This is a genomic window from Nonomuraea phyllanthi (genome assembly GCF_006334985.2).
GTDB classification, from domain to species: Bacteria; Actinomycetota; Actinomycetes; order Streptosporangiales; family Streptosporangiaceae; genus Nonomuraea; species Nonomuraea phyllanthi.
This window is the reverse complement of record NZ_VDLX02000004.1, coordinates 578,124-598,482: the sequence shown is the minus strand read 5'-3', so window position 1 is coordinate 598,482 and position 20,359 is coordinate 578,124. Positions and strand designations below refer to the sequence as shown.

At 72.8% G+C, this 20,359-nt stretch carries 19 protein-coding genes; 14 read left to right on the top strand and 5 right to left on the bottom strand.

Annotated features, from left to right (window positions below; all coding sequences use genetic code 11):
• Positions 1-26: 26 nt before the first annotated feature.
• From FH608_RS14190 to FH608_RS14165, 6 genes are read left to right on the top strand one after another with little or no spacing between them, the layout of a single operon-like run.
• Positions 27-1,082: an ABC transporter substrate-binding protein gene (locus FH608_RS14190; RefSeq protein WP_139630915.1), complete on the top strand. Its 1,056-nt coding sequence runs from the start codon at positions 27-29 to the stop codon at positions 1,080-1,082.
• On the top strand, positions 1,079-2,122 hold the full coding sequence (locus FH608_RS14185; RefSeq protein WP_139630914.1) for an ABC transporter substrate-binding protein: 1,044 nt from the start codon (positions 1,079-1,081) through the stop codon (positions 2,120-2,122). Before FH608_RS14190 ends, FH608_RS14185 begins: the two co-directional genes overlap by 4 nt.
• The gene (locus FH608_RS14180; protein ID WP_139630913.1) at positions 2,119-3,210 is read left to right on the top strand and encodes an ABC transporter ATP-binding protein; all 1,092 of its coding nucleotides are present in this window, start codon (positions 2,119-2,121) and stop codon (positions 3,208-3,210) included. The genes FH608_RS14185 and FH608_RS14180 overlap by 4 nt, the downstream gene beginning before the upstream one ends.
• On the top strand, positions 3,174-4,046 hold the full coding sequence (locus FH608_RS14175) for an ABC transporter permease (RefSeq protein WP_139630912.1): 873 nt from the start codon (positions 3,174-3,176) through the stop codon (positions 4,044-4,046). The genes FH608_RS14180 and FH608_RS14175 overlap by 37 nt, the downstream gene beginning before the upstream one ends.
• On the top strand, positions 4,043-4,840 hold the full coding sequence (locus FH608_RS14170) for an ABC transporter permease (protein ID WP_139630911.1): 798 nt from the start codon (positions 4,043-4,045) through the stop codon (positions 4,838-4,840). The genes FH608_RS14175 and FH608_RS14170 overlap by 4 nt, the downstream gene beginning before the upstream one ends.
• Before the next feature lie 11 nt (positions 4,841-4,851).
• Positions 4,852-5,994, top strand: a complete 1,143-nt coding sequence (locus FH608_RS14165) for an NAD(P)/FAD-dependent oxidoreductase (protein ID WP_139630910.1) — start codon at positions 4,852-4,854, stop codon at positions 5,992-5,994.
• Positions 5,995-5,999: 5 nt separating this feature from the next.
• On the opposite strand, the gene FH608_RS14160 is transcribed toward FH608_RS14165, so the two are convergent.
• Positions 6,000-7,271: an erythromycin esterase family protein gene (locus tag FH608_RS14160; RefSeq protein WP_139630909.1), complete on the bottom strand. Its 1,272-nt coding sequence runs from the start codon at positions 7,269-7,271 to the stop codon at positions 6,000-6,002.
• Between the two features lie 42 nt (positions 7,272-7,313).
• Between FH608_RS14160 and FH608_RS14155 the strand changes: the two genes are divergently transcribed.
• The 3 genes from FH608_RS14155 (at position 7,314) to FH608_RS14145 (ending at position 11,334) form a co-directional block, all read left to right on the top strand.
• Positions 7,314-8,042 (top strand): TioE family transcriptional regulator, encoded by a 729-nt coding sequence (locus FH608_RS14155; RefSeq protein WP_139630908.1) that lies wholly within the window; start codon positions 7,314-7,316, stop codon positions 8,040-8,042.
• Positions 8,043-8,196: 154 nt separating this feature from the next.
• Positions 8,197-8,937: an HAD family hydrolase gene (locus FH608_RS14150; RefSeq protein ID WP_139630907.1), complete on the top strand. Its 741-nt coding sequence runs from the start codon at positions 8,197-8,199 to the stop codon at positions 8,935-8,937.
• A gap of 33 nt (positions 8,938-8,970) precedes the next feature.
• On the top strand, positions 8,971-11,334 hold the full coding sequence (locus FH608_RS14145; protein ID WP_139630906.1) for a glycoside hydrolase family 65 protein: 2,364 nt from the start codon (positions 8,971-8,973) through the stop codon (positions 11,332-11,334).
• Positions 11,335-11,341: 7 nt separating this feature from the next.
• On the opposite strand, the gene FH608_RS14140 is transcribed toward FH608_RS14145, so the two are convergent.
• The 3 genes from FH608_RS14140 to FH608_RS14130 all read right to left on the bottom strand — a co-directional run bounded on the left by FH608_RS14140 (position 11,342) and on the right by FH608_RS14130 (position 14,944).
• A complete protein-coding gene (locus tag FH608_RS14140; RefSeq protein WP_139630905.1) occupies positions 11,342-12,511 on the bottom strand; it encodes a zinc-dependent alcohol dehydrogenase in 1,170 nt (389 codons plus the stop codon).
• Positions 12,508-13,410 (bottom strand): SRPBCC family protein, encoded by a 903-nt coding sequence (locus FH608_RS14135; protein WP_139630904.1) that lies wholly within the window; start codon positions 13,408-13,410, stop codon positions 12,508-12,510. Before FH608_RS14135 ends, FH608_RS14140 begins: the two co-directional genes overlap by 4 nt.
• Positions 13,411-13,570: 160 nt before the next feature.
• Positions 13,571-14,944, bottom strand: coding sequence for a sensor histidine kinase (locus tag FH608_RS14130; protein WP_226899489.1), 1,374 nt, complete (start codon positions 14,942-14,944; stop codon positions 13,571-13,573).
• Positions 14,945-15,084: 140 nt separating this feature from the next.
• On the opposite strand from FH608_RS14130, the gene FH608_RS14125 reads away from it, so the two are divergent.
• The 5 genes from FH608_RS14125 (at position 15,085) to FH608_RS14105 (ending at position 19,734) form a co-directional block, all read left to right on the top strand.
• On the top strand, positions 15,085-15,852 hold the full coding sequence (locus FH608_RS14125; RefSeq protein WP_139630903.1) for an FHA domain-containing protein: 768 nt from the start codon (positions 15,085-15,087) through the stop codon (positions 15,850-15,852).
• Between the two features lie 127 nt (positions 15,853-15,979).
• Positions 15,980-17,173 (top strand): FAD-dependent monooxygenase, encoded by a 1,194-nt coding sequence (locus FH608_RS14120; RefSeq protein ID WP_139630902.1) that lies wholly within the window; start codon positions 15,980-15,982, stop codon positions 17,171-17,173.
• 74 nt (positions 17,174-17,247) lie between these two features.
• A complete protein-coding gene (locus FH608_RS14115; protein WP_139630901.1) occupies positions 17,248-17,760 on the top strand; it encodes a MarR family winged helix-turn-helix transcriptional regulator in 513 nt (170 codons plus the stop codon).
• Complete coding sequence (locus FH608_RS14110) at positions 17,757-19,025, top strand: MFS transporter (RefSeq protein WP_139630900.1); 1,269 nt, start codon at positions 17,757-17,759, stop codon at positions 19,023-19,025. The genes FH608_RS14115 and FH608_RS14110 overlap by 4 nt, the downstream gene beginning before the upstream one ends.
• 154 nt (positions 19,026-19,179) lie before the next feature.
• A complete protein-coding gene (locus FH608_RS14105) occupies positions 19,180-19,734 on the top strand; it encodes a YceI family protein (RefSeq protein ID WP_226899486.1) in 555 nt (184 codons plus the stop codon).
• Positions 19,735-19,811: 77 nt separating this feature from the next.
• Here the strand turns inward: FH608_RS14105 and FH608_RS14100 are convergent, their stop codons facing one another.
• Positions 19,812-20,321: a hypothetical protein gene (locus FH608_RS14100; protein WP_139630899.1), complete on the bottom strand. Its 510-nt coding sequence runs from the start codon at positions 20,319-20,321 to the stop codon at positions 19,812-19,814.
• Positions 20,322-20,359: the final 38 nt, after the last annotated feature.

Sequence of the window (20,359 nt, the reverse complement as noted above, 5' to 3'; positions counted from 1 at the left end):
AGTCCCCCATCCCTTCGGAGGTCGCCATGACACCCAGATCCCTCACCGCCGGGCTCCTCGCCGGGGCCCTCGCCCTCGCCTCCTGCGGCGCGCCCGTCGCGCCGACCGCCGCCAAGAACTCCCTGGTCATCGCCGGGTACGGCGGCTCGTACGAGGAGGCGTTCAACAAGTCCGTCATTCCCGACTTCGAGAAGACCTGCTCCTGCCAGGTCACCTACATCGCCGGCAGCTCCACCGACACCGTCGCCAAGCTCAAGGCCCAGCAGTCCGCGCCCCAGATCGACGTCGCCCTGATCGACGACGGCGTGCAGAACCAGGCGGTCGAGGCCGGCCTGCTCGACAAGCTGGACCCCAGGACCGTCACCAACCTGCCCGACGTCATCGACATCGCCCGCCTGCCCGGCGACGTGGGCGTCGGCTTCTCGCTGAACGCCACCGGCCTGGCCTACAACACCGAGTACTACGCCGAGCACGGGCTCAAGCCGCCCGAGCGGCTGGCCGACCTGGCCGACCCGAAGCTCAAGGGCAAGCTCGTCATGCCGTCGATCACGCAGACGTACGGGCTGGGCGCGCTGCTCATCGCGGCCAAGGTCGGCGGCGGCTCGGAGTCCGACATCGACCCCGGCTTCGAGGGGATCAAGAAGGTCGCGGCCAACGCCGTCACCTTCGACACCACCGCCGACGTGTCCAACTACTTCCTGCAGGGCCAGGCCGTGGCCTCGGTGTGGGGCAACTCGCGGGTGCAGACGCTGGCCGGCAAGGGCTTCCCCATCAAGTTCGTCTACCCCGAGGAGGGGGCGCTGCCGCTGATCGCCACCGTGAACGTGGTGAAGGGCGCGCCGCACGCCGACCTGGCGCAGAAGTTCGTCAACCTGCTGCTCGAACCGTCGGCGCAGCAGGAGCTGGCCAAGGCGGCCTACAACGGCCCGGCCGTCAAGGGCGTCACGCTCGACCCCGGGCTGGCCGCGAAGGTCGTCGGCCAGGACCGCGCGGCGGGGCTGCGGACCCTCGACTGGACCGTGATCAACAAGAACCGTTCCGCGTGGACGGAGCGCTGGACCAAGGAGATAGAAACCTCATGACCAGGCTGCTCGCCGCGGCGCTGGCCCTGGCCGGGCTCACGGCCTGCGCCCCGCCAGGCCCGGCCGCCTCCGCCGGCAAGCTCGTCGTGGCCGGCTACGGCGGCTCGTACCAGGAGGCCTTCGAGCAGGCGGTGCTGCCCGGCTTCGAGAAGTCGTGCGGCTGCGAGGTCACCTACGTCGCCGGCAGCTCCACCGACACCGTCGCCAAGCTCAAGGCGCAGAAGGACGCGCCGCAGATCGACGTCGCGCTCATCGACGACGGCCCGCAGGCGCAGGCCGTCCAGGCGGGGCTGCTGGCCGAATTGGATCCCGGGACCGTCACCCGGCTGGACAAGGTGGCGAAGGTCGCCAGGCTCCCCGGAGACGTCGGCGTCGGGTTCGCGCTGACCGCGACCGGGCTCGCCTACAACAGCGACTGGTACGCCGACAACGGGCTGAAGCCGCCCGAGCGGCTGGCCGACCTGGCCGACCCGAAGCTCAAGGGCAAGGTCGTGCTGCCGTCGATCAGCAACACCTACGGCGTGGGCGCCCTGATGCTGGCCGCGCGCGCGGGCGGCGGCTCGGAGTCCGACATCGGCCCCGGCTTCGAGGGGATCGAGAAGGTGGCGGCCAACGCGTTCACCTTCGACACCACCGCCGACGTGTCCAACTACTTCCTGCAGGGCCAGGCGGTCGCCTCCGTCTGGGGCGGCTCGCGCGTCGAGACGCTGGCGGACAAGGACTTCCCCATCACGTTCGTCTACCCGGAAGAGGGCGCGATCCCGCTGGTGGCCACCGCCAACGTGGTCAACGGCGCGCCGCACGCCGACCTGGCCCAGAAGTTCGTCAACGCCCTGCTCCAGCCGGGCATCCAGGAGAAGCTGGCCGCCGAGGGCTACGACGGGCCGACCGTCTCCGACGCCACGCTCGACGCCGCGCTGGCCGCCCGGGTGGTCGGCCCCGAGCAGGCGGCCGGGATGACGCCGCTCGACTGGAACGCGGTCAACGGCGCGCGGGCGGCGTGGACCGACCGGTGGACGAAGGAGGTCGAGCGGTCATGAGCGTCGCCGAGGCTCCGCCGGAGACGGCCGTGCGGCGCGGGCGGCTGCGCCTGGACGGCGTGCGCAAGGCGCTGGGCGGCAGGGAGGTGGTCTCCGCGGTGGACCTGGAGACCGAGCCGGGCGAGTTCCTGACCCTGCTCGGCCCCTCGGGCTGCGGCAAGACCACCACCCTCAACATGATCGCCGGCCACCTGAGCGCCGACGGCGGCGTGATCGAGGTGGACGGCAGGGACATCACCGCCGTCCCGCCGCACCGCCGCTCCATGGGCATGGTCTTCCAGTCGTACGCGCTGTTCCCGCACATGACGATCGCCGACAACGTGGCGTTCGGGCTGCGCATGCGCAAGGTGCCCGCCGCGCGGCGCAGGAAGCAGGTCGCCGAGGTGCTGGAGATGGTGGGCCTGGACGGCATGGCCGGCCGCCATCCCCGGCAGCTGTCCGGGGGCCAGCAGCAGCGCGCCGCGCTGGCCAGGGCCCTGGTCATCCAGCCCGACCTGCTGCTGCTGGACGAGCCGTTCTCCAACCTCGACGCCCAGCTGCGGGTGCGCCTGCGCGAGGAGGTCGTCGCGCTGCAGCGCCGCATCGGCACCACCACGATCCTCGTCACCCACGACCAGGAGGAGGCGCTGGCGGTCTCCGACCGCATCGCGGTCATGGCCGACGGCGTCATCCACCAGCTCGACCGGCCGCGCGAGATCTACCTGCGGCCCGCGACGGACTTCGTGGCCCAGTTCATCGGCGAGGTCAACGCCCTGGACGGCACCGCGGCCGGGCCCGCGCGCGAGGGGCACGCCTGCGAGGTGGCCGGCGCCACCGTGGCCGCCATGCCGCCGGGCGAGCCCCCGGCCACGGGCGCGGCCGTGCGCGTGTACGTGCGGCCCGAGGTCGTGCGGCTCGCCGCCGACGGCGAGGGGCTGCGGGGCACCGTACGGGAGACCCGTTTTCTGGGGTCGCGCATCCGCTGCGTGGTCGCCACGAAGGCGGGCAAGGTGACGGTGGCGCTGCCGTTCGACGCGCGGGTCCCCGAGGTCGGCGAGGAGGTGACCTGCGCATGGCGGCCGTCGGACGCCTCGCTGGCGGCACGCTGAAGCGGCCCCGCTGGCGGACGGGCCTGCTGCTGGCCCTGCCCGCGATCGCGATCTTCGCGCTGCTGTTCGTGGCGCCGCTGTTCACGCTGGTGGCCAACAGCTTCAGGACGCAGGCCGGCGCGTTCACGTTCAGCAACTACGCGCGGTTCCTCGGCGACCCGTTCTACCGGGACGTGCTGTGGAACACCCTGAAGGTGGCCGCGCTGACCACGATCGGCTGCCTGCTCGTCGGCTACCCGTTCGCCCTGTACATGCGCGGCCGCTCCGCCCGCGCGCGCAACTGGCTGGCGTTGCTGCTGCTGTCGCCGCTGCTCATCAGCATGGTCATCCGCGCGTACGGCTGGCTGGTGGTGCTCGGCCCGAACGGGCCGATCGCGGCCGTGCTCACGTGGCTCGGCCTGACGCCGCCGCAGCTGCTCTACAACGACACGGCCGTGCTGATCGGCATGGTCCACGTGATGCTGGCGTACATGGTGCTGCCGCTGATGGGCAGCCTCGACCGGATCGACCCGACGCTCGTGCCCGCCGCCAAGGGGCTGGGCGCGCCCGGCTGGACCTGCTTCTGGCGCATCACGCTGCCACTGTCGGCGCCCGGCATGCTGGCCGGCGCGATGATCGTGTTCAGTTTGACCGCGTCCAGCTTCGTCACCCCGGCGATCCTGGGAGGGCCGAAGGTGAAGCTCATGCCGTACTTCGTCTACACCCAGGCCACCACCACGCTGGACTGGCCGTACGCGGCCGCCATCGGGTTCGTGCTGGTGGTGGTGACGACGGGGCTGCTGCTCGGCTACTCGCGGCTGCTGCGCCGCGGCCGGGGGGAGGTGGTGTTCGGATGACCAGGGTGCTCGGGGGCGCGTTCGCCTGCCTCGTCGGGCTGTTCCTCGTCGCGCCGGTCGCGGTCACCGTCGCCTCCTCGCTGACGGCCACCGCGTACGTGACGTTCCCGCCGCAGGGGATCACGCTGCGCTGGTACGCGGAGGTGTTCGCCAAGCCGGAGTTCCTGTCGTCGTTCGTGCTCAGCGCCGGGGTGGCGGTGGCCGCGGCGGGCGTGTCGGCGGTGGTGGGGCTGGCCTGCGGGCTGGCCATCCACCGCTACCGCTTCCCCGGGCGCGGCGCGCTGGAGGCGGTGCTGTCCAGCGCGTTCGCGGTGCCGACGATCGTGCTGGGCATCGGGCTGTTGCAGTGGTTCGCGCAGATGGGGCTGGCCTCCAGCCCGTTCACGCTGCTGCTGGCGCACCTGGTGCTGACCGTCCCGTACGCGGTGCGGCTCGTGCTGGCCGGCCTGGCCGGGCTGGACCGGTCGGCGGAGAAGGCGGCGGCCGGGCTGGGCGCCTCGCCGTTCCTCGTCTTCTGGCACGTGACGCTGCCCGCCGTGCGCGGGGCGCTGATCGGGAGCGCGTTCTTCGCGTTCATCACCTCTTTCGACGACCTCACGGTGGCGCTGTTCGTGGTCACCACGGATCTGCAGACGCTGCCCGTGCGGATCTTCAACTACATGCAGTACGACTACGACCCCACGGTCACCGCCATCGGCACCCTGATGGTGCTGTTCGCCGTGGTCGCGGCCGTCGTCATCGAACGTTTCGTCGGCGTGGCCAGGTTGTTCGGCGCCGATCAGGACCACAAGTGAAGGGAGCCAGCGTGCGAGTCGTCGTCATCGGTGCGGGGGTGGTCGGATCCGCGGTCGCGGCCGGGCTCACCCGGCGTGGCGCGCAGGTCACCGTGCTGGAGGCGCGTACCCCGGGAGCCGGTACGACGTCCACGTCCGTGGCGTGGGTCAACGCCAACAACAAGACGCCCCAGGCGTACTTCGACCTCAATCACGCCGCCGTCTGGGCGCATCACCAGCTGCCGGGCGACTGGTTCTTCCCCACGGGCAATCTCGAGTACGCGGTGACCGACGGGCACAAGGAGCAGCTGGCGGCCCGGGTGGAGCGGCTGGTCGGCATGGGTTACCCGGTGGAGCGGGTGACCGCCCGGCGGGCGCTGGCGCTGGAGCCCGACCTGGTGCCGCCGCCGGCGGGCGCCGAGTTCGTGTTCTTCCCCGTGGAGGCGTACGTGCAGCCGCTGCGGCTGCTCGGGCGGCTGCTGGGCGAGGCGCGCGACGCGGGGGCCGTGGTGGAGTGCGGCGCCGAGGTGGCGGGGGTCGAGACGTCGCCGTCCGGCGTGAAGGTGACGCTGGCCGACGGGCGTACCTTCGCCGGGGACGTGGTGGTGACCTGCGCCGGGCGCTGGACGCAGCGGGTGGCGGCGATGGCCGGGGCGCAGGTCCCGATGCTCGACCCGGCGGTGTCGGGCACGGTCACCAACGGCTTCCTGGTCACCACCTGCGCGGTGCCGGCCCGCCTGTCGCGCGTGCTGACCACGGCGGGGCTCAACCTGCGGCCGGACGGGGGCGGGCGGCTGCTGCTGCAGTCGCTGCCGCTGGACGGCCGGGCCGACCCCGCCGTCCCGGTGCCGCCCGACGTGCTGGACGCGATGCTGGCGCTGCTGCCGGACGTGCTGCGCGGCACGGACGGGGCCGCGGTGGAGCGGGCGGTGGTGGGGCAGCGGGCGATGCCCGGCGACGGGCTCACGGTGGCGGGGTTCGCCGACCCGGGGCGGCGCGTGTACACGTTGGCCACGCACAGCGGGGTGACGCTGGCGCCGCTGCTGATGGGCGAGGTGGCGGGAGAGGTCTACGGCGAGGAGTCGCCGTTGCTGGCCCCCTTCCGCCCGTCCCGCTTCGCCGACGGCACCGCCGGCCCGGCCCCCACCCCCGCCCGGCGGCCCGGCCAGCAGTGAGGCGGTCAGCCGGCGGGAAGGTCCTTGACGAAGGCGATCCCGTCCGTCTGGCCCAGCCGGCCGGGGTCCAGGGGGAAGTAGCTCTCGGTGGCGGCGGTGCGCGGCTTGAGCGCGGCATCGCCGACGGCCTCGGTCAGGCGTCCGGAGTCGATGAGGTGGTCGCCGCCGGGCAGCGCGTACAGGACGCCTTCCACGGTGTCGGGCCGCGGGACGTCCAGCCCGTGGTGGGGGGCGGCGCCGACGGCGGAGGCGATGAAGGCGTACGCGCCGCCCAGGTGGGCGCCGGCGATGGCGCCTGCGCTCCACCACTCCAGCGCCAAGCCGCCCGGCCGCCACGGGGCCAGCCAGGTGCTCTTGTCCCGCTGCAGGTGCCGGTTGTGGGCGCAGACCAGCGCCGGGCCGTACGCGTCGGCGATGGACAGGAGGTTGTCGGCCATCATCGCGTCGCGCAGTGACATGAGCCGCTCGACCCGGGACGGCGAGGTGTCGGCCATGCCGGCGTGGTAGCGCAGCAGGCCCGTGGCGGTGCGCCCGTACAGGGAGGCGCGCCACCAGGCCTCGCGCGAGGTGGCGGCGATCAGGTGCGGTGACTGGGCCAGGAGCGTGGCCATGAGGTCGTCGGCGATGAGGCGCAGGGAGACGGCCTCGGCCGAGCGGCCGATGGACCGGGCGGGGTCCAGGGTCGCCGCCGGGTCGGTCCAGCGCTCGTCGGGGCCGAGCAGGTCGTCGAGCGCGTCGAAGGGCGGGACGCGCTCGTGGTCGGGGTCGCCGACGTGCGCCGCGCCACCGAGGCCGGGGGCATCGTGGAGGTGGGCGGCGAGGTAGCCGTGCAGGCCTGCCAGGGCCTGCCTGGGCGCGGCGGGCCCGGCGACCTCCAGCGGCCCGTCGAACCCGAAGAACCGGACCCGCTCGGACGCCGGGCGCTCCCGGTTGTGCTCCCTCATCCACCGCACGAGCTCGCGGTTGGCCGCCGACTCGCCGAACCCGTGGCTGAAGCCGCGCCGCATGACGCCGTCGAGCGTGCCCGTCCCCTCGGTGACGTACGCGTCGACGGCCGTCCCGGCCAGGCAGTCGCTCTCGATCGCGACCGACCGGAAGCCCTCGTGCTCGACCAGGTGGCGGAAGATCGCGTTGCGCCGCCGCAGCAGGGCTTCGGCGCCGTGCATGGCCTCGCCGAGACCGAGCAGGCGGGGCGGTGTATCGAACGTACGCAGCAACGTGGTGACCGCCGCGCCCTCCAGGGGCCAGGCGGCGTCGGCGGGGGTCGCAGATCGCATACCTTCGACCGTATCGTTGAACCCTTCGTGTAAACTTTGCCGATGCCCCGAGAGCGACTGCGGCCGGTGGACCTGGCCCGCGAGCACGGCCTGTCGGCCCAGGCGATCCGCAACTATGAAGAGGCGGGCATCCTGCCGCCGGCCGCGCGCACGCCCAGCGGCTACCGCGCCTACACCCCGGTCCACGCGCAGGCCCTGCGCGCCTTCCTCGCCCTGGTGCGGGGGCACGGGCACCGGACGGCCACCTCGATCATGCGGGCGGCCGGCGAGGGCGCCGTGGAGGAGGCCCTGCGGCTGATCGACGAGAGCCACGCCCAGCTGCTGGACGACCGCCGCACGCTGCTGGCCGTCGAGCAGGCGCTGCGCGACCTGACCTCCGGCGACAAGCCCGCCGAGCGCCCCGGGCCCGGCCGCGTCACCTTCATCGGCCCGCTCGCCAGGAGGCTCGGCGTGCGGCCCGCGACCCTGCGCAAGTGGGAGCACGCGGGGATCGTCCAGCCGCGGCGCGACCCTCAAACCGGCTACCGTGTCTACACCGCCGCCGACGTGCGCGACGCCCGGCTGGCCCACCAGCTCCGGCGCGGCGGCTACCTGCTGGAGCAGATCGCGCCGCTGCTCGCCCAGGTGCGCGCCGCGGGCGGGCTGGCGCCGCTGGAGTCGACGCTGAGCGACTGGCACGCCCGGCTGTCGGCGCGCGGCCGCGCCATGCTCACCGGCGCCGCCGAACTGGACACGTACCTGAACGAACTCCCCCCGGAAATTCCCTCCTGATCTGGGCGGACGGCAGCCGGTCCGGGGGTGAGCAGGCGTGCGGCATCGCCCGTCCGCCGATGGGGCCGCCTCGATCAGGGCCGCTGGTGAGAAGCGGGGTGCGGTGGGTAGGCGCAGGTGCGTACCGGATGCCGCATCCCTGATCGGAGGGCCGATGTTCGGACTGCCCCGCGGAGTCCGCGGATGCCTCTTCGACATGGACGGCGTGCTGACCCGCACCGCGACGGTGCACGCCGCCGCGTGGAAGTCGATGTTCGACGAGTTCCTGCGCACCTGGGCCGACCGCACGGGCACCCCGTTCGTGCCCTTCGACGCGGTCGCCGACTACGACCAGTACGTGGACGGCAAGCAGCGGATGGACGGCACGCGCAGCTTCCTGCAGGCGCGCGGCATCACCCTGCCCGAGGGCTCGCCGGACGACCCGGACGACGCGCTGACCGTCCGGGCGCTGAGCGACCGGAAGAACGCCCTCGTCCAGGAGATCATCGACAGGGACGGCGTGGAGACCTTCCCCGGCTCGATCCGCTACCTGCGGGCGGTCCGCGACGCCGGGCTGCGCAGGGCGGTCGTGTCGTCCAGCGCCAACACCGCTCGGGTGCTGGCCGCCGCCGGGCTCGGCGACTATTTCGAGGCGCACGTGGACGGCGTGGACGCCCGGCGGCTGCACCTGGCGGGCAAGCCGGCCCCGGACATGTACCTGGCGGGCGCGCAGGCGCTCGGCCTGGAGCCGTCGGAGGCGGCGGTGTTCGAGGATGCCCTGGCGGGAGTGGCCGCCGGGCGGGCGGGCCGGTTCGCGTGCGTGGTCGGCGTGGACCGGACGGGCCAGGCGGACGCGCTGCGCGAGCACGGCGCCGACATCGTGGTGAGCGACCTCGCCGAACTGCTGGAGCGGTGACCCCCATCAGGTGAGCGACAGGAAGGTGGCACGATGATCCGGCATACTGCGTTCGCGCTCGCACCGTGGTCGATCCGCGAGTCGCGGCTGGACCTGGACGTGCTGGCACAGACGGAGTCGGTGTTCGCGCTGTCCAACGGCCATCTCGGGCTGCGCGGCAACCTGGAGGAGGGCGAGCCGTACGGCGAGCCGGGCACCTACCTCGACGGGTTCTACGAGGCCAGGCCGCTGCCGTACGCGGAGGCCGGCTACGGCTACCCGGAGTCCGGGGAGACGGTGGTGAACGTCACCAACGGCAAGGTGATCCGGCTGCTGGTCGACGACGAGCCGTTCGACGTGCGCTACGGCACGCTGCACCAGCACGAGCGGGTGCTGGACCTGCGGGCGGGCACGCTGACCCGGCGGGCGCACTGGAGCTCCCCGACCGGCGGCCAGGTGCGGATCACCTCCACGCGGCTGGTGTCGTTCACGCACCGCGCGGTGGCGGCGATCCGCTACGAGGTCGAGGCGGTCGACCAGCCGCGGAACGTGGTCGTGCAGTCGGAGCTCGTCGCCAACGAGACCCAGCAGTACATGAGCGGTGACCCGCGCGAGTCGGCCCGGCTGGAGTCGCCGCTGGTCCTGGAGGAGAACGTCACGGTCGAGGACGGCATGGCGATCATGGTGCACCACACCAGGGCGAGCGAGCTGCGGGTGGCCGCCGCCATGTCGCACGAGATCGACGGGCCGGACGGCACCCGGATCGAGACGCGGGGCGCGGGCGACGTCAGCCGGGTGACCGTGGCCACCCGCCTGTCGCCCGGCGAGCGGCTGCGGCTGGTCAAGTACTTCTCCTACGGCTGGTCGGCCCAGCGCTCCCGCCCGGCCATGCACGACCAGGTCGTGGCCGCGCTCGCGGCCGCCCGGCTGGTCGGCTGGGACGGCCTCTGCTCCGACCAGCGGCGCTTCCTCGACCGGTTCTGGGAGGGCGCGGACGTGGAGGTCGAGGGCGACGCCGAGGTGCAGCAGGCGGTGAGGTTCGCGCTGTTCCACCTGCTGCAGTCGGCCGCGCGGCTGGAGGACCGGCCCATCCCCGCCAAGGGGCTGACCGGGTCGGGCTACGACGGGCACGCCTTCTGGGACACAGAGATCTTCGTGCTGCCCGTGCTGACCTACACCTACCCGCGGGCCGCCGCCGACGCGCTGGAGTGGCGGCTGTCGACGATCGCGCGGGCGCGGGAGAACGCCAGGCAGCTCGGGCTGTCGGGAGCGGCGTTCCCGTGGCGGACGATCAGCGGCGCGGAGTGCTCCGGCTACTGGCCGGCCGGCACCGCGGCCTTCCACGTCAACGCCGACATCGCGCACGCTGCCACGCAGTACGTCGACGCCACCGGCGACACCGAGTTCGAGCGGGACACCGGCCTGCCACTGCTGATCGGCACGGCCCGGCTGTGGTGCGCGCTCGGCCACCACGACGCCGAGGGCCGCTACCGCATCGACGGCGTGACCGGCCCCGACGAGTACAGCGCGGTGGCCGACAACAACATCTACACCAACCTGATGGCCCAGCAGAACCTGCGCGAGGCGGCCGAGCTCTCCGTCCGCCACCCCGAGCGGGCCAGGCGGCTCGGGGTCACCGACGAGGAGATCGCGAGGTGGCGCGACGGCGCGGACGCGATGTCGATCCCCTATGACGAGCGGCTGCAGGTGCACCAGCAGAGCGAGGGCTTCACCCAGCACGGCATGTGGAACTTCGCCGCCACGGGGCTGTCGCGGTACCCGCTGCTGCTGCACTTCCCGTACTTCGACCTCTACCGCAGGCAGGTCGTCAAGCAGGCCGACCTGGTGCTGGCGATGCACCTGCGCGGCGACGCGTTCACCGCCGGGCAGAAGGCCCGCAACTTCGCCTACTACGAGGCGCTGACGGTGCGGGACTCGTCGCTGTCGGCCTGCACCCAGGCGGTGATGGCCGCCGAGGTGGGGCAGCTGGAGCTGGCCTACCGCTACCTCGGCGAGGCGGCGCTGACGGACCTGGCCGACCTGGAGCACAACACCATGGACGGGCTCCACATGGCCTCGCTGGCCGGGGCGTGGATCGCCCTGGTGGCGGGCTTCGGCGGGATGCGCGCCGGCAACGGCCGGCTGTGCCTGTCCCCCCGGCTGCCGGAGAGTCTCACGCGGCTGTGCTTCCGGCTGTGCTATCGCGGCAGCCTGGTGCGGATCAACGTGACGAGCGGCGAGACGACGTACTGGCTGCTGGAGGGGCCGCCGATCACGCTGACCCACCACGGCGAGCGGCTGGAGCTGCAAGGCAAGCCCGTCACCCGGCCGAACCCGCCGGCGCCCCAGCCGGGGCTGACGGTCACCCAGCCGCCCGGCCGCGAGCCGGCCCCCCGCCGCCCGGCGGAGGGCCCCTGACCGCGGCTCAGGGGGTCAGGACGACCTTGTTGCAGTCGTCCTGCTTGTCCTTGAACAGCTGGAAGCCGTGCGCCGCCTCACGCAGCGGGAACCGGTGCGAGACGACGAAGCTCGGGTCGATCTCGCCGGCGCGGATCCGCTCCAGCAGCGGCCTCATGTAGCGCTGGACGTGGCACTGGCCGGTGCGCAGCGTCAGCGACCGGTTCATCAGCGAGCCCATCGGGAACTTGTCCACCAGCCCGCCGTACACGCCGACGACCGAGACGACGCCGCCGTTGCGGCAGGCCATGATGGCCTCGCGCAGCGCGTACGGGCGGTCGCTCTCCAGCCGCAGGGCCTGCTTGATCCGGTCGTAGCCGTACATGGCGGGGACCGGGTCGTGGGCCTCCATGCCGACGGCGTCGATGCAGGCGTCGGGGCCGCGCCCGCCCGTGAGGTCGCGCAGCGCGTCCAGCACGTCCACCTGCTCGTAGTTGAGCGTGCGCGCGCCCGCGCGGCGGGCGTAGTCCAGCCGGTACGGGTGGCGGTCGACGCAGATGACCTCGCCGGCGCCGAGCAGGTAGGCGCAGGCCACGGCGAGCTGGCCGACCGGGCCGGCGCCCCACACGGCGATGGTCTGGCCGGGCTGGATGTCGCACATCTCGGCGCCCATGTAGGCGGTGGGCAGGATGTCGGACAGGAACAGCACCTTCTCGTCGGGCAGGTCGTCCTCGATCTTGATGGGCCCGACGTCGGCGAACGGCACGCGCGCGTACTCGGCCTGCCCGCCCGCGAAGCCGCCGAGCATGTGCGAGTAGCCGAAGATGCCGGCCGGCGCGTGCCCCATCAGCTTCTCGGCCATGCCCGCGTTGGGGTTGGAGTTCTCGCAGATGGAGTACAGGCCCTCGGCGCAGGCGAAGCAGCGGCCGCAGGCGATGGGGAACGGCACGACCACCCGGTCGCCGGGGCTCAGGTTGGCCACCTCGGGGCCGACCTCGACGACCTCGCCCATGAACTCGTGGCCGATGACGTCGCCCTTCTTCACCGTCGGGACGTAGCCGTCGATCAGGTGCAGGTCGGAGCCGCAGATGGCGGTGGAGGTGACGCGGACGACGGCGTCGTGGGCGTTGAGGATGCGCGGCTCGGGCACGTCCAGCACCTCGACCGTGTTGCGGCCGGCGTAGCAGGTGGCCTTCATGACGGGCTCCCCACGGGCTGGGCCGGGCGCTGACGCAGCTGCCGCAGCGCGCGCACGCCTTCGGGGCTGCCCTCCGACACCAGCACCTCGCCGGTCTCCATGATCTGCTTGAAGCGGCGCAGGTCGTCGCGGACCTGCTGCTCGGGGTGCTCGCCGAACATCCTGGCGACGGCCGTGCCGACGGTCCCGCCGGGGACGCGGTAGTCGAGGGTGACGTGCACGACGGTGCCGAGCCCGGCGGGGCCGTCGGCGAAGCGTACGGAGCCGCTCGTGGTCACCATGGAGCCGCGTGCCGACTCCCAGGCGATCAGCTCGCCGGGCCGCTCGTCGAGGATCTCCGCCTCCCACTCCACGTCCGTCAGCGGCGACCTGGCCCGCCAGCGGGAGCGGCGCTCTCCCATGGCCCGCACCGACTCCAGGTGCAGCATGAACGCGGGCAGGTTCTCCAGGTCGCGCCAGAAGGCGTAGACCTCCTCGCGGGGGCGGTTGACGGTGATCGAGGCCCGCAGCCGCATCGGCCGCCTGCCGCGCGGGCCCGAGGCGTACAGGGCGGCGGCCAGGTCCAGGGCCGTGATGCCGCTCACGGCGGCGGTGGCCGCGACCGCCCGGCGGCGCCTGCGGCCGGTGCGGGCCGCCGCCGCCCGCCCCAGCAGGGCCAGCTCCATCGCGTCGCCGGCGACCCGGCTCCAGGTCCACGGCGCGGGCCGGCGGCTGCCCAGCAGGACCGCGGCGTGCATCAGCTCGCGGATGCCCATGATGCGTACCGCCGTGGGGGCCAGGCGGGAGTCGTCGACGCCGCTGAGGCGGCTGACCGTGCGCGGCGCGGTCAGCTGCGCCGCGCCCAGCGCCAGGCTGACCCAGCCCAGCGCGCGGGCCAGGATGTCGGATTTTGTGCTCATGCGTCCTCACATGGCTGTGTCGAGATTCGTGCCGGACTCGCGGCGGACGTCTCCGGGCCATGAAGGTGTCGCTCTGGCGCGATCAGCTCGTGCCGGACTCCGCCGCGCTCCGGCCCGTACCCGGATGACCTGCCATGACACTCTTCTTCGCCGCAGGTGCCTAGCAGCGGGGCAGGCGGAGCACGAACCGCGTTCCCCGGTCGCAGTCCTCGGCCCGCAGGGTGCCGCCGTGCGCCTCGGCGATCTGCCGGGCGATCGGCAGGCCCAGCCCGGTGCCGCCGGCCTCCCTGTCGCGGGCGGTGTCCAGCCGGGCGAACCGCTGGAAGATCAGCTCCCGCTTGTCGGGGTCGATGCCGGGGCCGTCGTCGATCACCTCCAGCGTGGCGATGCCGTTCGGGAACCGCCGGAAGTCACGTTTGGGGGCGGGCTCGTGCCGCACGCGGAAGGTGACCGTGCCGGCGGCGTGCCGCTCGGCGTTGTCGATGAGGTTGGTGAGCAGGCGCGACAGGCGCACCCGGTCGCCGATCACCACCACGCCGGGCTCCAGCTCGTACTCGAACGTCCTGCTTGACCTGGGCCGCCTGGCGCACTCGCCGGTCACGAACTCGGCCAGGTCGATCGGCTCGCGTTCGACCTGCCTGCCGGCCTCCATCTTGGCGATGGTCAGCAGGTCGCCCACGACCGCCTCCAGCCGGTCCAGGCTGTTCAGGACGGTGGCGCCGAGCGCCGGCACGCTCGTCTCGCCGGGCGCGTGCAGGGCGTCCTCGACCTCGGCGCGGATCGCGGCGATGGGGGTGCGCAGCTCGTGGGAGGCGTCGGAGGTGAAGCTGCGCTGCTGCCGCATCGCGGCCTGCAGCCGGGCCAGGGTCCGGTTGGCGCTGGCGGCCAGGTCGTGGATCTCGTCCTGGCTCGCGGGGAGGGGCACCCGGCGCTCGGGGGAGGACTCGGTGATCTCGTCGAGTTCCGCGCGGATGGCGTTCACGGGCCTGAGGGAGGCGGTCGCGACCCGGTGCCCGAGCGTGGTGATGGCCACGGCCATCACCGCCGCGGCGCCGATCACGGTCGCGGCCAGCCACGGCTCGACGTACGGGGGGACGCCGGGAGAGGAGCTGTAGACGGTCCAGTCGTTCCCGCCGCGGTAGGCGGACTGGGCGACCACGATGTTGCACTGGCCGGGCGGGAAGACGCCTCCGCACACGACGGCGCTGGAGATGTTGTGGTGGTCGGGGGTGAAAGCGGCCATGACGGGTTTGCCGCGCAGCTGGGGCGTGGCGGCGACGACGACTCCCTTGTGGTCGACGACCTGCAGGTAACGGTCGTGGTGCTCGACCATCGGCCGGCCCACGTCGTCGTGCTCCAGCTGGTGGGCCACCCGGCCGCCGTCGGCGGTGACCTCCTTCATGAGGTCGCGGGTGGCGAACCGATGGATCGCGATCATGACGGTACCGGCCAGCAGCGCGGACAGCACGGTCGCGACCGCCGCGGTGAACAGGGTTATACGGGTTGTGATGGACCATCGTCGTGGAGTCATCATGGGTCGATCCCTTCACCCAGTCGAACACGCGGTTCGTAGCCGCGGGTGAAGGGAACACCCGAGGGTTGGCATCGGGATCGGCAAGACCTCGCCAAGTCCGGGCGACGGGTTATCGTGATCGCCAGGAGAGGGGAACGCGCATGGTGCACAAGGTCGACATCCTGCCCAAGGGGTTCGGCAGCCTGGCGCACGGGCTCCCGGCGGCCCCGGCCGGCACGCTGTTCGCGATGGGCGTGAACGGAGGGATGCGGGTGGCGCCTGATGCCGGGTTCGACCTGGTGTTCGGGCGTAGCGAGCTGGACGTGCACGTCTGCGTCGGCGGGAACGATCCGCACGTGAGCCGCCGGCACGGGCGCATCGCCTACGACGGCTCGCGGTGGGTGCTGCACAACCTCGGCAAGCTCGCGATCCGCTTCCCCGGCTCGCGGCTGGTGCTGGGCGGGCAGAGCGCGGAGCTGCCGCCGGCGTACACGCCGCTGTTCATCGTGGCCCCGCGCCGCGAGCACCTGCTCGAAGTGCGGGTCGCCACGGGCGCGCCGCCCCTCGCGCCCAGCCGGCCCGAGGCCAGCACGGCCAACGCGACCTGGGACCTGGAGCCGGTCGAGCGGCTGGTGCTGGTGTGCCTCAGCCAGCGCTACCTGCGGCAGGAGCCCAGCCCGCAGCCGCTGACCTGGGCCCAGGTGGCCGACGAGCTGGGCCGGCTGCGGCCGTCGGAGCAGTGGACGCGCAAGCGGGCCGCGCACATCGTCTCGGAGGTGCGCATCCGGCTCAGCGGGAGGGTGCGGGGGCTGCGCGAGGAGGAGATCCCGCCGCCCCTGGGCAACGCGCTCAACCACAACCTCATCACGGAGCTGCTGGTCACCGGCACGATCGCGCCGGCCGACCTCAGGCTGCTGGATCCCGCCTGACCGCCCGCCCGCGCAGCCCCTGAGGGCCGCCGCAGCGCGCTTCCATACCCCTCCCCCGTAATCACGTTGACACGGTCGGTTACTCTATGTCATTAAGTGGTTGCTTTGCGTTATAGGAGTGGTTCGTGTGAAGATTTCCTGTGTCGGCGGCGGCCCCGCGGGGCTCTACTTCGCGATCCTGATGAAGCGGATCGACCCGTCCCACGACATCACCGTCCACGAGCGCGACCCGGCCGGGTCCACGTACGGCTGGGGCGTGACCTTCTGGGACGAGCTGCTGCACACCCTCTACGGCGCCGACCCCCCGTCCGGGCAGGCCATCGCCGCCGGCTCGGTCCGCTGGGACAGCTGGGTGGCGCACGTCCAGGGCCGCGCGACCGTGGTGATCGAGCAGGGCGAGGTGGGCTTCGGCATCGGCCGCCGCGAGCTGCTCGCCATCCTCGCCGAGCGGGCCCGCTCCCTCGGCGTGACCATCGCGTACGAGAGCGAGATAGACGGCGAGGAGGATCTGGCCGGGGCCGACCTCGTCGTCGCCTGCGACGGCGTCAACAGCGCGCTGCGCGAGCGCCACGCCGAGCACTTCGGCACCGAGGTGGCGCTCGGGCGCAACATGTACGTCTGGCTCGGCACCACCAAGATCTTCGAGGCGTTCACCTTCGCCTTCACGCCGACCCCGCACGGCTGGATCTGGTGCTACGGCTACGGCTTCGGCAAGGACCACAGCACCTGCGTCATCGAGTGCTCCCCGGATACGTGGAGCGGGCTCGGGCTGCACGAGGCCACCGAGGCCGACGCGCTGGCCCTGCTGGAGAAGCTCTTCGCCGAGCCGCTGGACGGCCACCCGCTGGTCGGCCGCCCGCGCTGGCAGACCTTCCGCACCCTGACCAATCGCACCTGGCACCGCGGCAACCTCGTCCTGCTCGGCGACGCCGCGCACACCACGCACTACTCCGTCGGCGCGGGCACCGCGCTCGCGCTCGGCGACGCCGCCTTCCTGGCCGACGCCCTGCACGGCGAGAGCGGGCTGGAGGCCGCGCTCACCCGCTACGAGCGCCAGCGCATGGCCACGATCCGGCCGCTGCAGAAGACGGCCCGCCTCAGCGCCCAGTGGTACGAGAACCTGCCGCGCTACATCGGCCTGCCGCCCATGGAGATGTTCTCGCTGCTGTTCCAGCGGCACTCCCGGCTGCTGCCGCACGTCCCGCCGCGGCTGTACTACCGGCTCGGCCGGGTGGCCGACCGCCTGGAGCCGCTCTACCGCGCCACGGAGTGGCTGGGCTCCAAGGTCACGCGGCGCTCCGACGAGGCGGCCGCCGGCTGAGCGACGCGGCGTCACCGGGTCAGGCGAAAGGGGTTACATGCATTGGTTATATGCATGTCTGATATAAATGCCTTATGTTTCCCGACGCGCCCCGTACGGACGAGTTGCGGCTCGCGATCGGCCTGGCGCGGGTCAGGTCGATGATGCGCCTGCTCGAAGCCCCCCGGGACCTGTCGATGACGACCCTGTCCACGCTGGCGACCCTGGAGCGCCAGGGCCCGCGCCGGCTCACCGAGCTGGCCGTGATCGAGGGCGTCACGCAGCCGGCCATGACCCGCCTCGTCTCCCGGCTGGAGCACGAACGCCTGGCCGAGCGGCTGCCCGACCCCGTCGACGGCCGCGTGGTGGTGGTCGCCATCACCCAGCACGGGCGCGACGAGCTGGCCCGGCGCCGGGCCGCGCAGGCCAAGCGGCTGGCCGAGCTGCTGGCCGACCTGTCCGAGGCCGACCGGCAGGCCATCGCCGCGGCGCTGCCGGCCATCGACCGGCTGACCGCGCACGCGTTCGACTCGCTCACCAGCCCGGCACCGACCAGCCCCGCGCCGTCGCGTGAGGGCACCACCCCGACCCCCGGAGCACCTGCATGACCGACACCAAGGCCACCGCCCCGAGCCCGTTCCGCCAGCCCAAAGCCGTATGGGCGGTGGCGTTCGCGTGCGTGATCTCCTTCATGGGCATCGGCCTGGTCGACCCGATCCTCCCCGCCATCTCCTCCGACCTGCACGCCTCCCCCAGCCAGGTGACACTCCTGTTCACCAGCTACCTGGTGGTGATGGCGGTCGCCATGCTGGTCACCGGTTTCGTCTCCAGCCGCATCGGCGCGAAGAAAACGCTGATCGCCGGCCTCGTGCTGATCGTCGTGTTCAGCGCGCTGGCCGGCTCCACCGACAGCATCGGCGGCATCATCGGCTTCCGCGCCGGTTGGGGGCTGGGCAACGCCCTGTTCGTGGCGACCTCGCTGGCCGTCATCGTGGCCGCCGCCAGCGGCGGCTTCAGCGGCGCGATCATCCTGTACGAGGCGGCGCTCGGCCTCGGCATCGCGGTCGGCCCGCTCCTCGGCGGCGCGCTCGGCCACATCAGCTGGCGCGGCCCCTTCTACGGCGTCGCCGGGCTCATGGCCATCGCGCTCATCGCGACCATCACGCTGGTACGGCCGCAGCCCAAGCCCGCCCGCAAGACCTCCCTGCTGGACCCGCTCAAGGCGCTGCGCTACCGCGGCCTGCTCACCATGAGCCTGACCGCGCTCTGCTACAACTGGGGCTTCTTCACCGTTCTCGGCTACGCCCCCTTCCCCATGGAGCTGGACGCCATCCAGCTGGGCCTGGTCTTCACCGGCTGGGGCCTGATGGTGGCGATCTTCTCGGTGGCCGGCGCGCCCTGGCTGCAGCGCAGGCTCGGCCTGGCCCGCACCCTGTACGGCAACCTCGCGCTCTTCGCGGTCGTCGTCTTCGTCATCGCGGCCTTCGTCGACAACCGCCCGGTGCTGGTCACCGCCGTCATCGTGGCGGGCATCTTCATCGGCGTGAACAACACGCTCACCACCCAGGCCGTGATGATGGTCGCGCCGGTGGAGCGGCCGGTGGCCTCCGCCGCGTACGGGTTCGTGCGCTTCATCGGCGGCGGCCTGGCCCCGTTCGCGGCCGGGAAGCTGGCCGAGCACTTCAACGTCCACGTGCCGTTCGTGATCGGCGGCTGCGCGATCCTGGTGGGCATCGCCATCCTGGCGACCGGCCACCGCGACCTGGAGCGCGCCGAGCGCAACCAGGCCGAGGTCGACTCCCACGCCGGGCGCGGCGAGCGGGACGCCGAGCTGACCGAGGCCGCAGAGACGGCGGCCGGCACCGCCGGCTGAGACGTCCCGCCAGGGGGACGGCCGGCGCGGCCGTCCCCCTGGCCCGCTCCGGCGCAGGCCGCCCCCCTGGCCCGCTCCGGCGCAGGCCGTCTCCCGTGGCCCGCTCCGGCGCGTGCCGCCGCCGGGCGACCAGAGCGCGGGCTAGTCTGCCAGGGTGAGCATCACCGCTGGTAGACACAGGTTCGGAGCCGATTCGGGCCGGATGGTCGTCAAGACGACCCGTACGGGGCTGGGCTCGAAGGCCGGCCACGACCTCACCATCGAGGTCACCCGCTGGCACGGCGAGGCCACCGTCGACCTCGCCGATCCGGCCGGCTCCTCGGTGACCGTCGAGGCCGACGCGGGGTCGCTGGAGGTGCGCGAGGGCACCGGCGGCGTCAAGCCGCTGACCGGCTCCGACCGCGACCAGATCAAGAAGATCATCCGCGAGAAGGTCCTGCACACCGACCGCCACCCGTCGATCGGCTTCCGCTCGACGCGGGTGGAGGGCACGGCGGAGTCGTTCCACATCGAGGGCGACCTCACCATTGCCGGGACCACCCGGCCCCTCGTCGTCCAGGGCTACGTGGCCGAGGGCCGCGTGCACGGCTCGGCGACCGTCGTGCAGTCGCGCTGGGGGATCCGGCCCTACTCGGCGCTGCTCGGCGCGCTCAAGCTCAATGACGAGGTCGAGGTCAGGTTCGAGGTCGCACTCGAACCTGAGCAGTAGATCTCAGGCGCCCGGCGCCGCGGTCCGATACCGCCCGGCGCCGCAGTCTCAGGCGTCCGGCGCCGGGGTCGCGGGCCTCATGGCGTGAGGATCGCCGGCCTGACGAGCGGCGGCGGGCCTCCGGCCGGGGCGGTGGGCAGGTGGGCGTACTGGCCGGACCTGGGGTGCACCGGGGTGTACACGCGCACGGGCTCGGCACCGGTGAAGTGGAAGATCAGCGGCACCGTGCCGGCGCCCACGCCGGTGACGGTGCCGATGGGCCGCTCGCCGGTGCCGACCGCCTGGTTGGGGGCCAGGAACGTGGGGCCCGCCAGCTGCACGAGGCCGCCGCCCTCGACGGTGATCCGTTCCAGCCGGGCCGGGCGGCGGCCGGCGTTGATCAGCACGGCGTACAGCGCGAGCTGCGGGGCGGGCGAGGCCACGTGCCCGGGGTTGAGGATGAAGGCGTTGCGCACGTAGAGCCCGCCCTGGGCGTTGGCGTTGCCCCCGTCGTTCGGCACGTGCGTCTGCGAGGGGAACGTCCCCGCCGCCATGCACCCGGTGGCGGCCATGGCCACGACGGACACGGCACAGATGATGGCACGCATCGCCACACTCCCCCGTACATCACGATGTGTAGTCGTAG

Coding starts and splice junctions, on each gene's coding strand:
- FH608_RS14190 (WP_139630915.1), top strand. CDS start 27: ATGACACCCAGATCCCTCACCGCCGGGCTCCTCGCCGGGGCCCTCGCC.
- FH608_RS14185 (WP_139630914.1), top strand. CDS start 1,079: ATGACCAGGCTGCTCGCCGCGGCGCTGGCCCTGGCCGGGCTCACGGCC.
- FH608_RS14180 (WP_139630913.1), top strand. CDS start 2,119: ATGAGCGTCGCCGAGGCTCCGCCGGAGACGGCCGTGCGGCGCGGGCGG.
- FH608_RS14175 (WP_139630912.1), top strand. CDS start 3,174: ATGGCGGCCGTCGGACGCCTCGCTGGCGGCACGCTGAAGCGGCCCCGC.
- FH608_RS14170 (WP_139630911.1), top strand. CDS start 4,043: ATGACCAGGGTGCTCGGGGGCGCGTTCGCCTGCCTCGTCGGGCTGTTC.
- FH608_RS14160 (WP_139630909.1), bottom strand. CDS start 7,271: ATGCGATCTGCGACCCCCGCCGACGCCGCCTGGCCCCTGGAGGGCGCG.
- FH608_RS14155 (WP_139630908.1), top strand. CDS start 7,314: ATGCCCCGAGAGCGACTGCGGCCGGTGGACCTGGCCCGCGAGCACGGC.
- FH608_RS14150 (WP_139630907.1), top strand. CDS start 8,197: ATGTTCGGACTGCCCCGCGGAGTCCGCGGATGCCTCTTCGACATGGAC.
- FH608_RS14145 (WP_139630906.1), top strand. CDS start 8,971: ATGATCCGGCATACTGCGTTCGCGCTCGCACCGTGGTCGATCCGCGAG.
- FH608_RS14140 (WP_139630905.1), bottom strand. CDS start 12,511: ATGAAGGCCACCTGCTACGCCGGCCGCAACACGGTCGAGGTGCTGGAC.
- FH608_RS14135 (WP_139630904.1), bottom strand. CDS start 13,410: ATGAGCACAAAATCCGACATCCTGGCCCGCGCGCTGGGCTGGGTCAGC.
- FH608_RS14130 (WP_226899489.1), bottom strand. CDS start 14,944: ATGATGACTCCACGACGATGGTCCATCACAACCCGTATAACCCTGTTC.
- FH608_RS14125 (WP_139630903.1), top strand. CDS start 15,085: ATGGTGCACAAGGTCGACATCCTGCCCAAGGGGTTCGGCAGCCTGGCG.
- FH608_RS14115 (WP_139630901.1), top strand. CDS start 17,248: ATGTTTCCCGACGCGCCCCGTACGGACGAGTTGCGGCTCGCGATCGGC.
- FH608_RS14110 (WP_139630900.1), top strand. CDS start 17,757: ATGACCGACACCAAGGCCACCGCCCCGAGCCCGTTCCGCCAGCCCAAA.
- FH608_RS14100 (WP_139630899.1), bottom strand. CDS start 20,321: ATGCGTGCCATCATCTGTGCCGTGTCCGTCGTGGCCATGGCCGCCACC.